Below are 14,896 nucleotides of genomic sequence, written 5' to 3'. Positions count from 1 at the left end.
GTGCGGGTGCATAAATTATTACTTGCTTTATTATCATTGAGTTTAGTAGGTTGCATTGATAGTAAAGAAGAAATCTTAGAAGAAAAAAACCAAGGCCTCGTTTATTGCGCTGAGGCAAATCCTGTGTCGTTCAATCCACAAGTCACAACCACAGGATCAACCATCGATATTATTGCTAACCAGTTGTACGACCGGTTAATTAGTATTGACCCTGTGACTGCTGAATTTAAAAGCGAACTAGCCACCGACTGGAAAATTAGCAAAGACGGTAAGTCTGTCACTTTTACTCTGCGCAAAGGTGTTAAATTTCATACCACCGCGTATTTTACCCCAACACGCGAATTTAACGCTGATGATGTCATTTTCACTTTCAGTCGTTTATTTGATGTATACAACCCCTATCACTTTGTCGGTGATGCGAATTACCCCTACTTTCAAAGTGTGGGGATTGACCAACTTATTCGTAAAATTGTCAGGGTGTCTGATCACCAAGTTCGGTTTGAATTATTTAACGCCGAAAGCAGTTTTTTAGCGAATATGGCGACCGATTTCGCCGTGGTGCTCTCTAAAGAATATGCCATGGCGCTCAAAGCCAACAATCAAGAAAACCTATTTGATCAATATCCAGTTGGCACCGGCCCTTATATTTACAAAGAATATCGACGCGACCATTTAGTACGCTTTTATAAAAATGCTGACTATTGGAAACACGAGGTGGCACTTGAGCAGTTGGTGTACGACATTACCCCTAATGGCACCACGCGTATTGCTAAAATTCTTACCAAAGAGTGTGACGTAACTGCGCATCCTAGCAGTGCACAGTTAAGTATTTTAGCTCAGCGAGATGATATTAACGTTGAAAGGGAAACCAACTTAAACATAGGTTATTGGGCATTTAATACCGAACGCCCTCCGTTTGATAACTTAAAAGTACGCCAAGCCTTAGTGCATGCCATTGATATAGAAAAAATAATGCAGGCAGTTTACTACGGTAATGGACTTCGTGCGCGGTCAATATTACCACCCACGTCGTGGGCGTTTGAACCACAAAAGAACATGCCAATTTTCGACCCACAACTGGCAAAAAAACTATTAACTGAAGCCGGTTATGAAAAAGGGTTTGATATGAGCATTTGGGCTATGCCTGTCAGCCGTATTTATAACCCCAATGCACGAAAAATGGCAGAGCTGATGCAAAGCGATTTACGCAAAATTGGCGTTAACGTTAATATTGTCGAATATGAGTGGAACACCTTTATTCAACGCATAGGCGAGCACCGTCACGACAGTGTATTATTAGGTTGGGCAGCAGATACGCCTGATCCTGATAACTTTTTTAGCCCGTTACTTAGCTGCACCGCGACCTTCAGTGGCAAAAACCCAGCGAACTGGTGTAATCCTGAATTTGATTTACTGTTAACTAAAGCTCTCGATACGACCGATTTAAATTTACGTAAACAATATTACGACGCTGCACAAAGTATGATCATCGAACAATTACCCTTATACCCAATAGCCCACGGCATGCGTTTTCAGGCAAGTAGTGCTGATGTTGAGGGGATCACACTCGGGCCATTTGGCGCTATTTCATTGGCTAACGCGAGGAAGAAGTAATGTTATTCGATTATATTTTACGCCGCCTCGGATTGTTATTTTTCATGGTGTTATTACTGAGTATTTTTACTTTTTCGCTGAGCTACTTATTCCCTGGCGATCCACTGAGTAACTTAAGCGGCATACCAGACACTAACTTTACTCAAAATGCACAGCTAGAAGAAAAGTACCTGTTTAACAGTAACTACTTTATGCAGTACATTGCCTTTGTTGGGCGAATAGTACAAGGCGATTGGGGCGTGTCGTTTGCCTCAGGAGATAGTGTTTTTGCTCACGTGGTTGATTTAATTCCAGCGACCTTAGAGCTGAGTATTTATGCGTTAGTCATCTCGGTTGTAGTAGGCGTGCCTGTCGGGATTTTAGCATCGGCTTATCATAAACAATGGCCTGATAAATTAATTAGCTCAACAGCTATGGTTGGTTATTCTATGCCTATTTTTTGGCTCGCGTTATTACTAATTATGGTTTTTTCGCTCAAACTTGGTTGGTTTCCTATGTCGGGGCGAGTGAGCTTATTGTATGAAATACCGGCCAGTACCGGGTTTATCTTACTGGATATTTTACTAGCTGATTTTCCCTACAATGGCATGGCAATGCTTGATGCACTGCATCACCTAACTTTACCTACCATTGTACTGGCTATGTATCCGACCACTGTATTGGTGCGCTTTACCCGCGAGTCAATGTTAAAAGTAATGGATCAAAACTTTATCAAAACAGCTCGCGCCAAAGGCCTCAACCGTGGACAGCTTATTATTCATCACGCCCTGAGAAATGCATTACTGCCAGTCATAAAGCAAATTGGTTTGCAATTTAGCACCTTGATCACCCTTGCTATGATCACCGAGGTTATTTTTTCATGGCCGGGGATTGGCCGTTGGTTAATAGACAGTATTTATCAACGTGACTACCCTGCCATACAAGGGGGGTTAATGGCCGTTTCTTTTTTCATTATTATTGCCACAATTATAGCTGAACTAACATACACCCTACTCGATCCTCTGTCTCGGAACCAAGCGCATGGCAAAGTTTAATTTATTTTCAGAAGATTCAAATAAATCGCCATTAGCGAGACTATGGCGAAAATTTAAAAATAACCATCCTGCTTTGGTGGGTTTATGGGTGTTTATTGCCTTTAGTATATTAGCTGCAACAGCGCCGTTTCTTGCGCCCTATGGAGTAAACCAACAGCACAGTAATGCACTACTGCTGCCACCTTCATGGAATGAAATGGGCGATGTGCGGTTTATTTTAGGCACCGATGACTTAGGCCGAGATGTGCTTTCACGCTTAATGAATGGCGCGACTTATACATTTGGCTTGTCGGTCGTGGCTGCACTAATTACCACCATAATTGGTGTGTTAGTCGGTACATTTGCTGGTATAAGCAAAGGCATACGCTCTAGCTTTTTGAACCATTTACTTGATGTAACCTTATCTATCCCCTCATTATTATTGGCCATTATTATTATTGCCATACTCGGCCCAGGGTTAATGAATACCGTTTGGGCAATTATTTTAGCGCTGTTACCACAGTTTATTCATTCTATTAGAAACCTAATCGTTGATGAGCTAGGTAAAGATTATGTCACAGCGTACCGGCTCGATGGGGCCTCTAAGTGGCATATTTTATCGCGCGGTATTTTTCCTAATGTGTATGAGTATATTGTGGTTATTTTTACTATGGCCCTCTCCACAGCTATTTTAGATATTGCTGCGCTAGGGTTTTTAAAACTTGGCGCACAGCCGCCGACCACTGAATGGGGTGCTATTTTGGCCGAAAACTTAGGGCTTATTTATTTAGCGCCATGGACAGTGGCACTTCCGGGTGTACTGCTATTTTTAGCCGTTCTTTCAACAAACTTGGTGGGCGATGGACTTCGCAAAGTTTTACAAGCGCGTAAGGCCGATTAAATGCATTTACTAGATATTCGAAACTTAACCATAGAGCTGCAAACGTCTGAAACCGCTATTCGCGCTGTTGACCGGGTAAGTTTTAGTTTAAAAGAAGGTGAAGTACACGCCTTAGTGGGAGAATCAGGCTCAGGAAAAAGCTTAATTGCAAAAGCCATTGTAGGCGTACTTAACGAACGCTGGGTTATAACCGCCGATAGAATGCATTGGCGCGGTGTTGATTTAATGCGCCTCACACCAGAGCAGCGCCGTAAAACCGTCAGCCAAGACATTGCAATGATTTATCAAGATCCAAGTCGCTGCCTTGACCCTACTGCAAAAATATTTAACCAAATCGCTGAAACACTGCCTGAAGTGGCCGCCAAAGGGTTTTTCTTAAAACGCAACCGAGAGCGTAAAGATCGTGTAAAAGCACTGATACACAAAGTGGGCATTAAAAATCATGAAGCCGTGCTTGATAGCTACCCTCATGAACTCTCTGAAGGCGTTTGTCAAAAAGTCATGATAGCCATGGCCATTGCGCGTACACCTAAATTGCTCATTGCTGATGAACCAACAACCGCATTAGAAAGTACCACTCGTGCGCAGGTATTTCGATTATTAAAAAGTTTGAATCAGCTAAAGAATATGTCTATTTTGATGATTTCCCATGAGCTAGAAGAAATAGTAAATTGGTCACATGGTATTCATGTTTTGTATTGCGGACAAATGGTTGAAGCGGGTCCAACGCACCGTATTTTTAGCCAACCGCGTCATCCCTATACGCAGGCTTTATTAAAAAGCTTACCTGATTATGAGCACGGCTTAGCCCATAAAGAACCTTTTTATGCATTAAAAGGCACCATACCTACACTACAACATTTACCGATTGGTTGTCGTTTAGGACCGCGTTGCCCGCAAGCACAAAAAGAGTGTGTGGTTGCCCCTAAACTCTCTAAACACCACGGCCATAGTTACGCGTGTCACTTTCCATTGATCAAGGAAGTAAAATAATGCAACCCTTGTTAAAAGTTCAAGCCTTGTCAAAAGCCTTTAACATGCGTGCAGGTTTATTTAGCCGTAAAAAATTTGATGTACTAAAAAACATCTCATTTAGTATTGGTAAAGGTGAAACGATTGCCATTATTGGTGAAACCGGCTCAGGAAAAAGCACCCTCGCTAAATTGTTAGTTGGCGCATACAGTGCAGACAGCGGACAAATATTATTAGAAAATAACACCATTGAAAACAACGGCCAGCGCGATGCTCAGTGCCGTTACATCCGAATGATTTTTCAAGATTCGGCCACCTCATTAAACCCGGCATTAACCATTGCAGAAATGCTCGACGATTGCCTAAAATTTAATACCGATTTTGATAAAGATCAGCGCAGTGAAAAAATTGGCAGTACTTTACTTAAGGTCGGTTTGCTGGTTGATCATCAACAATACTATCCGCATATGTTTAGTATTGGGCAATTACAGCGTATAGCGCTCGCTCGCGCACTTATTTTAGATCCCAAGGTCGTTGTACTCGATGAGGCACTTTCGTCGCTTGACCCCTCTGTGAGGGCGCAAATAGTTAACTTATTACTTAAATTACAGCTCGAAACCGGTTTAACCTATATTTTGATCACCCATCACTTAAGTTTAGTGCGTCATATTAGCGACCAATTAGTCGTTCTCAATAAAGGTGAAATTGTTGAATACGGTCCCACTGAAGCTATTTTTCAAAGCCCACAGTCAAAGGTTACTCAACGCTTATTAAGCTGTTAATACAAAAACAAAAAAGGCGCCAATTGGCGCCTTTTATAGTTTAGCTATTATTTATTCCGCAGGTTGCGCTGCTTTTGGTACATTTAGTTCCGCTTGTTGCTTAAGCGACTCAATGAATACCGTATAGTTTTTCTGTGCTTGGGCCATCGTGATATTTTGCTTCATTTGTGGCTCAATGCTGTCACTCACTGGTGCATCCGTGACTGAGTTAAGCGCAACAATAGCAGCATCACCATTGTTTAAGTTAACTACATCATAAACTGCGCCATCTCGTGGGTGCGCCATTTTAAATACTTGGGTAACAATAGCAGGCGAAACAGCAAAGCTTTCACGAGTAAGTTGCGACTCTTGACGAACGCTTAGTGACTGCTCAGCAGCAACATCGTTTAAGCTCTTACCGTCTTTGATTTGTGCAAATAAGGTACGTGCTTTTTCTTTAGCAAGATCCGACGCTTTTTCGTTTACTAAGCGTGTTTTAATTTGCTCGCTTACTTCGCTCAATGCTTTGGTTGCAGCCGGTTGATGCTCGTTAACACGAACCACAATCACGTGCTCATTACCTAGTTCGATTACTTCTGAGTTTACTTTATCTTCTAGTAATTCAACTGATGATAATGCGGTTATAACCGCAGGATTATTAAGCGGCTCAGGAAGCGCACTCAGTGCTAATAGCGGTGTAGATTGTACTTCAACACCCGCCACTTCAGCAGCATCGTCTAAGCGGTCAGAAATCTCAAATGCTAACGCACCCATTTCTGTTTGCTTCTCGTAAAACGCATCCACTTTTTCAGCTTGTTCAAGTTCAGCACGTAAATCGGCTTTCACGGCATCGTAAGGTTTAACTTGCTGCGATTGAATGTCTGTAAGTTTAATGATGTGATAACCAAATTCAGAGGCTACTACATCAGAGTAATCACCTTTGTTTTGCAGTGCAAAAGCAGCATCTTCAAATGCAGGCTCCATGACATCACGTTCAATCCACTCTAGGTCACCACCCATTTCGGCGCTAACAATATCATCTGACGACGATTCAGCTAATTGTGCAAAATCAGCACCCGCATTAAGCTGTGCTAATAAAGACTCAGCTTTCGCTTTTGCCGCATCGTCATCTTCACTGTTATCAATTAAGATATGTGATACACGACGTTTTTCAGGCTCAACATATTGCGCTTTACTCTGCTCATAATATGCTTTTACGTCGTCTTCGCTTACCGATGCAACATCGATATCATCTGCATCTAACTCAATGTAATTAACTGAAATAAGCTCTGGCGATAAAAATTGCCCTGCATTTAATTCGTAATAATCAGCCACTTCTTGATCAGTAACGTCAACATCAGCCTGCATTGCTTGTTTATCAATGACTAAATAATCAATGCTGCGAGTTTGTTGTTGCAGTGCAATGGCTGATTTAAGCTCGTTTTGCAATGCAAAGTCAGTTCCTGCAACCGCTGACACTAACTGGCTACGTGTCATATCATCACGAAGGTACTCTCGAAATGAATCAGGTTGGAAGTTCATTTGACGAATCACTTGTAAGTAACGGTCGTTATTAAATTGATCGCCAATTTTAAAATAAGGAAGCTCTAAAATTGTTTGACGAATACTTTCATCACTCACACGCAGACCCAGCTCAGTCGCTAACTGGCTTTGTAATTCTTGTTGTACTAAACGGTCAATCACGCCTTGACGTATTTGAGCCATATAAGTTGGATCGGCTGCTATTTGGGTAAAATATTCACCAAATTGTTGTTCTAAGCGGCTACGTTCATTTTGAAACGCACGGCTAAATTCTGTTTGGCTAATTTTAATTCCATTTACTTCAGCAACGGGTTGTTCTGTGGTTTGACCTAAGTAACTACCGATCCCAGCTAAGGCAAAAGATAAAATCACCGCGCCTAAAATGACTTTGGCTACCGGCCCTTGCGAACCTTCTCTGATTTTCTCAAGCATTTGTTTATCTCTTTTCTGACCAAGGTCTTTTCTACCTTGTCATATGTAAAAAAAGCGTATCTTACCAGATACGCTTTTTCACTTGAAGTAACTGGCGGTGAAGTAACTTAATTCATCGATTAGAATAATTAAGCGTATTGTTCACTCGCCATAACTAATTTGTTTACACAGTGATTAGTTTACTGCGTCTTTAAGCGCTTTACCGGCTTTAAAAGCTGGGATGTTAGCAGCAGCAATTTGAATCGTTTCACCAGTTTGTGGGTTACGACCTGCACGAGCAGCACGCTCACGTACAGAGAAAGTACCAAAACCAACAAGTGCAACTGAGTCGCCATCTTTTAGCGCGCCAGATACAGATTCGATGAATGAATCTAGTGCACGACCTGCAGCCGCTTTAGAAATGTCAGCATCAGCTGCGATTTGATCGATTAATTGAGATTTATTCACAATATCATCCTCTTTCATTGTTGTTATCAAGAGCGATTGTTTTTTTAAACTAACATCACTGTTTTGAAATTTTTGAGCATTTATTTAAAGCTCATATGATTATATTTTTCTTAAGCCTAGGCCCTGCAAGGGCTAGGCTTGAAAACCAGTGCTTAACTTATCATACCGTTTAGATTTGAAAAGCCCCTAAAAGCACTTTTTTTGGCTTTTTTACTGCTTTTTCGGTGTTTCGACTGAAAAACTATCAACTGGATGCACTAAAGCAAGCTTTAATACCTCATCAATCCATGTAACTGGGTGAATATCAAGACCCGCCAATACATTGTCAGGTATCTCTTTTAAGTCACGTTCGTTAATTTTTGGAATGATGACCGTTTTAATCCCACCACGGTGAGCCGCTAATAATTTCTCTTTTAAACCACCAATAGGCAATACTTCACCACGTAAGGTAATTTCACCTGTCATGGCTACATCAGAGCGCACCGCATTACCGGTTAAGCTTGAAACCAAACACGTTACCATTGCAATACCGGCACTTGGGCCATCTTTAGGTGTTGCGCCCTCAGGTACGTGTACGTGAATATCGCGCTTTTCATAAAAGTCGCTATTAATACGCAGCTCATCAGCACGATTACGCACAACGGTCATTGCCGCTTGAATCGACTCTTGCATTACATCGCCTAACGAGCCGGTGTAAGTCAATTTGCCTTTACCTGGTACTGCAGCACATTCAATCGTGAGTAAGTCACCACCGACTTCTGTCCATGCAAGGCCTGTAACTTGACCAATACGGTCGCCGTCTTCTGCTTTACCGTAATCAAAGCGTTGCACACCTAAGTATTCTTCAAGGTTATCTGCATCAATTGTCACTGTTTTAGTGTCTTTTTCGATTAAGATATTTTTAACCGCTTTACGACATAGCTTAGATACTTCACGCTCTAAATTACGCACGCCCGCTTCACGAGTGTAATAACGGATAATACCAATGATAGCACTGTCGGCAATTTCAACTTCTTTAGCTTTTAAACCATTACGCTTAATTTGCTTAGGAATTAAGTGTTCTTTAGCAATATTTAGCTTTTCGTCTTCGGTGTAACCCGATAATCGAATCACTTCCATGCGGTCTAATAAAGGACCTGGAATATTAAAGCTATTCGAGGTTGCAACAAACATCACATCAGATAAGTCGTAATCAACTTCTAAGTAATGGTCCGCAAAATGACTGTTTTGCTCAGGATCCAATACTTCTAACAATGCTGATGCAGGGTCACCGCGCATATCTGCTGACATTTTGTCAATTTCATCTAACAAGAATAATGGGTTTTTAACGCCCACTTTAGTCATGTTTTGAATTAACTTACCAGGCATAGAGCCAATGTAAGTACGACGATGCCCACGAATCTCAGCCTCATCGCGTACACCACCGAGTGCCATACGAACGTATTTACGACCCGTTGAACGCGCAATAGACTGTCCAAGTGATGTTTTACCTACACCTGGCGGTCCAACTAAACATAAGATTGGCCCTTTAAGTTTATTTGTGCGCTGTTGTACTGCGAGGTACTCAATAATGCGCTCTTTGACTTTATCAAGGCCGTGGTGGTCGCTATCTAATATTTTTTGCGCGCCGGCTAAGTCTTTTTTCACCTTGGAGCGTTTTTTCCACGGTACGTTAATTAACGTATCTATGTATGAGCGAACAACACTGGCTTCTGCCGACATTGGCGACATCATTTTAAGCTTATTTAATTCAGCTGTGGCTTTTTCTTTCGCTTCTGATGGCATGCCAGACTCTTCAATGCGCTTTTTCAACGCTTCAAATTCATCCGGTACGTCATCAATTTCACCCAACTCTTTTTGAATCGCTTTCATTTGCTCATTGAGGTAATACTCACGCTGCGATTTTTCCATTTGCTTTTTAACGCGGGTGCGAATTTTCTTCTCAACTTGCAATAAGTCTATTTCACCTTCCATCAGCGCCATTAAGTACTCTAAACGTTCTGTAACGCTAGATATTTCAAGTACTTTTTGTTTTTCAGGCACTTTCAATGGCATATGTGCTGCCATAGTGTCAGCAAGACGCGCAGGCTCATCAATACCCGATACCGAGGTCATCACTTCAGGTGGGATTTTTTTATTTAATTTTACATAGCCTTCAAACTGGCTCAATGCACTACGAATAAAGATATCTTGTTCTTGTTCGTTCACTGAATCCGATTCAATGAACTGTGCATTAGCAACGAAAAAGTCTTCGTTATCAACAAACTCTTCGATATTCGCACGTTGTGTGCCTTCAACTAATACTTTTACTGTACCATCGGGTAGCTTTAATAATTGAAGTACAGTCGCAATTGTCCCAACACGATAAATATCGTCTTTCTCAGGCTCATCTACAGTTGCATCTTTTTGTGCAACTAAGAAAATTTGTTTGTCTTTATCCATTGCCGCTTCAAGGCATTTTATTGATTTTTCACGGCCTACAAAAAGCGGGATCACCATGTGTGGATACACCACCACATCGCGCAGTGCTAGCACAGGGATTTCGACTCGATCGTTTCTCTCAAGCGTCATTGTATTTTCTCTTTGCACTTCATTTATTTAAAGATTACTCAAGTATATGGGGATAACCTAATTAAAGTTCAACAATTTTTGTTAACTCGATTAAATTAATTATAAAAAAAGGAGCCATTGGCTCCCTTTTTTTATAATTCGCTCAGAATTTAATCTGCCGCAGCGTGTTCTTGATTACTGCTATCATAAATTAAGATAGGATCAGACTCGCCTTTAATAACGGTTTCATCAACAACCACTTTGCTAACGTTATCAATTGAAGGCAGCTCATACATAGTATCAAGCAATACACCTTCTACGATTGAACGTAAGCCACGCGCACCGGTTTTACGTTCCATTGCTTTATGAGCAATAGCACGCAGTGCGTCATCACGAAACTCAAGCTCAACATCTTCCATAGCAAACAATACTGAAAACTGCTTAGTAATGGCGTTTTTAGGCTCACTTAAAATCTGAACCAGCGCGGCTTCATCAAGTTCAGTCAATGTTGCAACTACAGGTAAACGACCAATAAACTCTGGAATTAAACCATATTTTACTAAATCTTCTGGCTCTACATCTTTAAATGTTTCACTCAAAGAACGGCTCGCCGCCGACTCTTTAACGTCAACACCAAAACCAATACCGGTGTTTTTATGGCTACGCTGTTCAATAACTTTATCAAGACCAGCAAATGCACCACCACAAATAAACAGTATCTTAGAAGTATCTACTTGTAAAAACTCTTGTTGTGGATGTTTACGCCCACCTTGTGGAGGAACAGAAGCCACTGTACCCTCAATCAATTTAAGTAACGCTTGTTGTACACCTTCACCTGATACATCACGTGTGATTGATGGGTTATCTGATTTACGAGAAATTTTGTCAATTTCATCAATGTAAACAATACCACGTTGTGCTTTTTCTACGTCGTAGTCACATTTTTGTAAAAGCTTTTGAATAATGTTTTCAACATCTTCACCTACATAACCGGCTTCGGTTAGTGTGGTGGCATCGGCCATAGTAAACGGCACATCAAGTAAACGAGCTAACGTTTCAGCTAATAATGTTTTACCACTCCCGGTTGGGCCAATTAATAAAATATTACTTTTACCTAGTTCAACGTCTTGTTTAGTTGATTGATTGCGTAAACGCTTGTAGTGATTGTAAACCGCTACAGACAATACTTTCTTCGCATGGTCTTGACCAATAACGTAGTCGTCTAAGTGGTTACGAATTTCTTTTGGCACAGGTAATTTGTCAGCGGCATCATGCTTAGGCGCGATGTCTTTAATTTCTTCCCTGATAATATCATTACACAGCTCTACACATTCATCACAAACGTATACTGAAGGTCCTGCAATTAACTTTCGAACTTCATGCTGGCTTTTGCCACAAAAAGAGCAGTATAACAATTTATTACTTTTGTCGCCGTCTGTAGGAGTGTCAGACATTCAGCTACCTCATTTTATTACGTTGGCCACCAAAGTCTTGGTGGCTATTTTAATACGCTTTAACTATACCAAAATTTAGTGTTTTTCGCATAGTAACTCTCATTAGCAAGCATCACTACTTGCAGGCATACTTACTTGCTACCGCGATTAGTAAATACTGAGTCAACAATACCGTAATCTACAGCTTGGCTTGCACTCATAAAATTGTCACGGTCTGTATCGCGTGAAACAACGTCAAGCGGTTGGCCAGTATGCTCAGCCATTAAGCGATTTAATTTGTCTTTAATAGACAGGATTTCTTTTGCGTGTATTTCAAAATCAGATGCTTGACCTTGGAATCCACCTAACGGTTGGTGAATCATCACGCGTGAATTTGGTAAACAAAAACGTTTACCCTTCGCGCCACCAGACAGTAAAAATGCGCCCATGCTAGCCGCTTGGCCTACACAGATTGTGCTTACGTCTGGTTTAATGAAGTTCATTGTATCGTAAATAGCCATTCCCGCAGTGACAGAGCCACCCGGTGAATTGATATATAAGAAAATATCTTTTTCTGGGTTCTCTGATTCTAAAAATAGCATTTGCGCTAAGATCAGGTTTGCCATGTTGTCTTCAACTTGGCCCGTTAAAAAGATAATACGCTCTTTTAATAGTCTCGAATAAATATCAAACGAGCGCTCGCCTTTAGCTGTTTGCTCAACAACCATAGGGACTAATGCGTTTAGGGGATCTGTCATACCAGTGTTCATACTTATTTAATTCCTTATGCGCTTATACTTATTCTAAGAAAAGCATAATGATCATTTTTAGCTAATTAAGAACCACAAACTAAAATGGCCCGGGCACACTGCATAAACAGAGTAACACGAGCCATTTAATCGTTAGCGAGCGCTTAAGTCAATGACTTATTATGCACCTTGCTGTGGATTCATGATGTCATCAAATGCTTTTTCAACATCAGTCACAGTTGCTTTAGCTAAAATAGCTTCAACAGCTTGCTCTTCCATTGCTACATTACGCATTTGCTGCATTAGTTGATCATTTGCTTTGTAGTATTCTACTACTTCAGTTGGATCTTCGTATGCAGAAGCTACAGTTGCAATCAATGCTTCAACTTTAGCGTCATCAACTTTGATGTCATTCGCTTTAATCACTTCACCTAATAATAGGCCAGTTTTAACACGTGTTACAGCTTGTTCGTGGAACAATTCAGCTGGAAGCTCTGGCATGTTTTGACCATTGCCACCAAAACGTTGAGCAGCTTGCTGACGTAGTGCGTCAACTTCTTGGTCGATTAATGCTTTAGGCACTTCAACTTCGTTTTGCTCTAAAAGACCTTTGATTGCTTGGTCTTTAACGTTAGCTTTAACCGCTTGGTCTAGCTCACGCGTCATGTTCTTTTTAACTTCTTCTTTAAGCGCGTCTACGCCGCCTTCGGTAACACCGAATTTAGTTGCAAACTCATCGCTTAATTCAGGTAATTCTTGCGCTTCCACTTTTTTCACTGTGATAGTGAATTGAGCCGCCTTACCTTTTAAGTTTTCAGCATGGTAATCTTCAGGGAAAGTTACATCAGCAACCACTTCTTCGCCTGCTTTTTTACCAACGATGTTATCTTCAAAACCTGGGATCATACGACCTTGGCCAAGTTCTAATGGGAAGTCTTCAGCTTTGCCGCCTTCAAATTCTTCGCCGTCGATAGTACCAACGAAATCAACCGTTACACGGTCGTTTGCGCCAGCCGCTGCATCAACATCAGCCCAAGAAGCGTGTTGCTTACGAAGTGTTTCTAGCATATTTGCTAAATCTTCGTCAGTAACTTCTACCGCTGGTTTTTCAACGGCAATTTTCTCTAAACCTTGAACTTCAACTTCAGGGTAAACTTCAAATGTTGCTGAGAATTCTAAATCTTTACCTGCTTCAAGTGCTTTAGGAGCAAATGTAGGTGCGCCTGCAGGGTTAATTTTTTCAGCAACAATTGCTTCAATGTAATTACGTTGCATTACTTCGCCAGCAACTTCTTGACGAACAGCTGGTCCGAAACGCTTGTTGATTACTGATACTGGAACTTTACCAGCACGGAAACCGTCGATACGCTGCGTTTTTGACAGTTGTTGTAAGCGTTTTTTTACTTCGGTCTCAACGTTCTCTGCAGGAACGGTGATGGTCAGACGGCGCTCAAGGCCTTGAGTCGTCTCAACAGAAACTTGCATGATTTACCTCAATATTCAATTTTGGCGACTGTTCGCCTTCCTTACAAACAAAGTAATCTATAGGCGTCTTGATAAAATTCAAGCTTTGGGGCTTAAAAAAATCCGTCACTACCAGGAGATACCATTGCTGCTCTGCCCTTAGGGCACTATATTATTAAACAAATAGACGCGGCATTATAACCTAATATTTATGATAGTCGAGTGTAGGGGGCAATTATTTGGGGTAGATCAGGCTAGATAACGACTAAGCGAATAAAAAACAGACTAATTAAGTGAAAATACGATTAATAAAGAAAAAATTAAGGGTGTTGTGTAATAAAAGTAGAGTTTAGATGTGTTTTACTTAGGGGAAAATGGTCGGCGATGCAGGATTTGAACCTGCGACCCCTTGGACCCAAACCAAGTGCGCTACCAAACTGCGCTAATCGCCGATATAACTTTTCTTGAATACTTAAATGTTGGATTTAAGACCACTTGTAAGAAAGTGGTCGGCGATGCAGGATTTGAACCTGCGACCCCTTGGACCCAAACCAAGTGCGCTACCAAACTGCGCTAATCGCCGATATTCTTTTTGTAAATTGGGGTGACTGATGGGGCTCGAACCCACGACAACCGGAATCACAATCCGGGGCTCTACCAACTGAGCTACAATCACCACGGCATTACAGTGTTTTCAAAATGGCGCACCCAGAAGGATTCGAACCTTCGACCGACGCCTTAGAAGGGCGTTGCTCTATCCAGCTGAGCTATGGGCGCATCGAAAACTTCATAGTTCACTAGTAAGTTAAATTGTTATGAATAAACATAAAAAATGGTCGGCGATGCAGGATTTGAACCTGCGACCCCTTGGACCCAAACCAAGTGCGCTACCAAACTGCGCTAATCGCCGATACTTACTATTGTCTGCGAGTGACCTCGTTGACAACGGGGTGCATAATAGTGATTTGACTGGGTTAGGTCAAACGTTTTTTTAAGAAAACAAATCAATTGCTCATTT

11 protein-coding genes and 5 tRNA genes are annotated in these 14,896 nt (G+C 41.3%); 5 read left to right on the top strand and 11 right to left on the bottom strand.

The genetic code is table 11. The features are described from left to right. The first annotated feature begins 6 nt into the window (after positions 1-6). The 5 genes from A9479_RS03515 to A9479_RS03495 are packed head-to-tail and all read left to right on the top strand — an operon-like array spanning position 7 to position 5,282. Positions 7-1,614 (top strand): ABC transporter substrate-binding protein, encoded by a 1,608-nt coding sequence (locus A9479_RS03515; protein ID WP_013465443.1) that lies wholly within the window; start codon positions 7-9, stop codon positions 1,612-1,614. Then, positions 1,614-2,648 carry an ABC transporter permease subunit gene (locus A9479_RS03510; RefSeq protein ID WP_008111022.1) on the top strand — a complete coding sequence of 345 codons (1,035 nt, stop codon included), beginning with the start codon at positions 1,614-1,616 and terminating at the stop codon, positions 2,646-2,648. The genes A9479_RS03515 and A9479_RS03510 overlap by 1 nt, the downstream gene beginning before the upstream one ends. Next, positions 2,635-3,528 (top strand): ABC transporter permease subunit, encoded by an 894-nt coding sequence (locus A9479_RS03505; RefSeq protein ID WP_013465445.1) that lies wholly within the window; start codon positions 2,635-2,637, stop codon positions 3,526-3,528. The genes A9479_RS03510 and A9479_RS03505 overlap by 14 nt, the downstream gene beginning before the upstream one ends. Further along, a complete protein-coding gene (locus A9479_RS03500; RefSeq protein WP_008111028.1) occupies positions 3,529-4,521 on the top strand; it encodes an oligopeptide/dipeptide ABC transporter ATP-binding protein in 993 nt (330 codons plus the stop codon). Then, positions 4,521-5,282 (top strand): ATP-binding cassette domain-containing protein, encoded by a 762-nt coding sequence (locus A9479_RS03495; protein ID WP_013465446.1) that lies wholly within the window; start codon positions 4,521-4,523, stop codon positions 5,280-5,282. The genes A9479_RS03500 and A9479_RS03495 overlap by 1 nt, the downstream gene beginning before the upstream one ends. Positions 5,283-5,333: 51 nt before the next feature. Here A9479_RS03495 and ppiD read toward each other — a convergent pair whose 3' ends face one another. The 11 genes from ppiD to A9479_RS03440 all read right to left on the bottom strand — a co-directional run bounded on the left by ppiD (position 5,334) and on the right by A9479_RS03440 (position 14,788). After that, positions 5,334-7,235: a peptidylprolyl isomerase gene (gene ppiD, locus A9479_RS03490; RefSeq protein ID WP_028834040.1), complete on the bottom strand. Its 1,902-nt coding sequence runs from the start codon at positions 7,233-7,235 to the stop codon at positions 5,334-5,336. A gap of 174 nt (positions 7,236-7,409) precedes the next feature. Further along, positions 7,410-7,766, bottom strand: coding sequence for an HU family DNA-binding protein (locus A9479_RS03485; RefSeq protein WP_255314649.1), 357 nt, complete (start codon positions 7,764-7,766; stop codon positions 7,410-7,412). Between the two features lie 126 nt (positions 7,767-7,892). After that, positions 7,893-10,253 carry an endopeptidase La gene (gene lon, locus A9479_RS03480; RefSeq protein ID WP_013465448.1) on the bottom strand — a complete coding sequence of 787 codons (2,361 nt, stop codon included), beginning with the start codon at positions 10,251-10,253 and terminating at the stop codon, positions 7,893-7,895. Between the two features lie 149 nt (positions 10,254-10,402). After that, positions 10,403-11,686 carry an ATP-dependent protease ATP-binding subunit ClpX gene (gene clpX, locus A9479_RS03475; protein ID WP_064662712.1) on the bottom strand — a complete coding sequence of 428 codons (1,284 nt, stop codon included), beginning with the start codon at positions 11,684-11,686 and terminating at the stop codon, positions 10,403-10,405. 131 nt (positions 11,687-11,817) lie between these two features. Then, positions 11,818-12,435, bottom strand: coding sequence for an ATP-dependent Clp endopeptidase proteolytic subunit ClpP (gene clpP / locus A9479_RS03470; protein WP_013465450.1), 618 nt, complete (start codon positions 12,433-12,435; stop codon positions 11,818-11,820). A 159-nt stretch (positions 12,436-12,594) separates the two neighbouring features. Further along, complete coding sequence (gene tig / locus A9479_RS03465; RefSeq protein WP_058155052.1) at positions 12,595-13,899, bottom strand: trigger factor; 1,305 nt, start codon at positions 13,897-13,899, stop codon at positions 12,595-12,597. 354 nt (positions 13,900-14,253) lie between these two features. Continuing rightward, positions 14,254-14,330, bottom strand: a tRNA-Pro gene (locus A9479_RS03460). A 54-nt stretch (positions 14,331-14,384) separates the two neighbouring features. Further along, positions 14,385-14,461, bottom strand: a tRNA-Pro gene (locus A9479_RS03455). A 17-nt stretch (positions 14,462-14,478) separates the two neighbouring features. Next, positions 14,479-14,554, bottom strand: a tRNA-His gene (locus A9479_RS03450). 24 nt (positions 14,555-14,578) lie between these two features. Further along, positions 14,579-14,655 (bottom strand) — tRNA-Arg (locus A9479_RS03445). A gap of 56 nt (positions 14,656-14,711) precedes the next feature. Next, positions 14,712-14,788: transfer RNA gene (locus A9479_RS03440), tRNA-Pro, on the bottom strand. Between the last annotated feature and the right edge of the window lie 108 nt (positions 14,789-14,896).

This window comes from Pseudoalteromonas sp. MQS005, from assembly GCF_001661605.1.
Taxonomy (GTDB): Bacteria; Pseudomonadota; Gammaproteobacteria; order Enterobacterales; family Alteromonadaceae; genus Pseudoalteromonas; species Pseudoalteromonas tetraodonis.
This window is presented reverse-complemented; position numbering and strand designations above follow the sequence as displayed.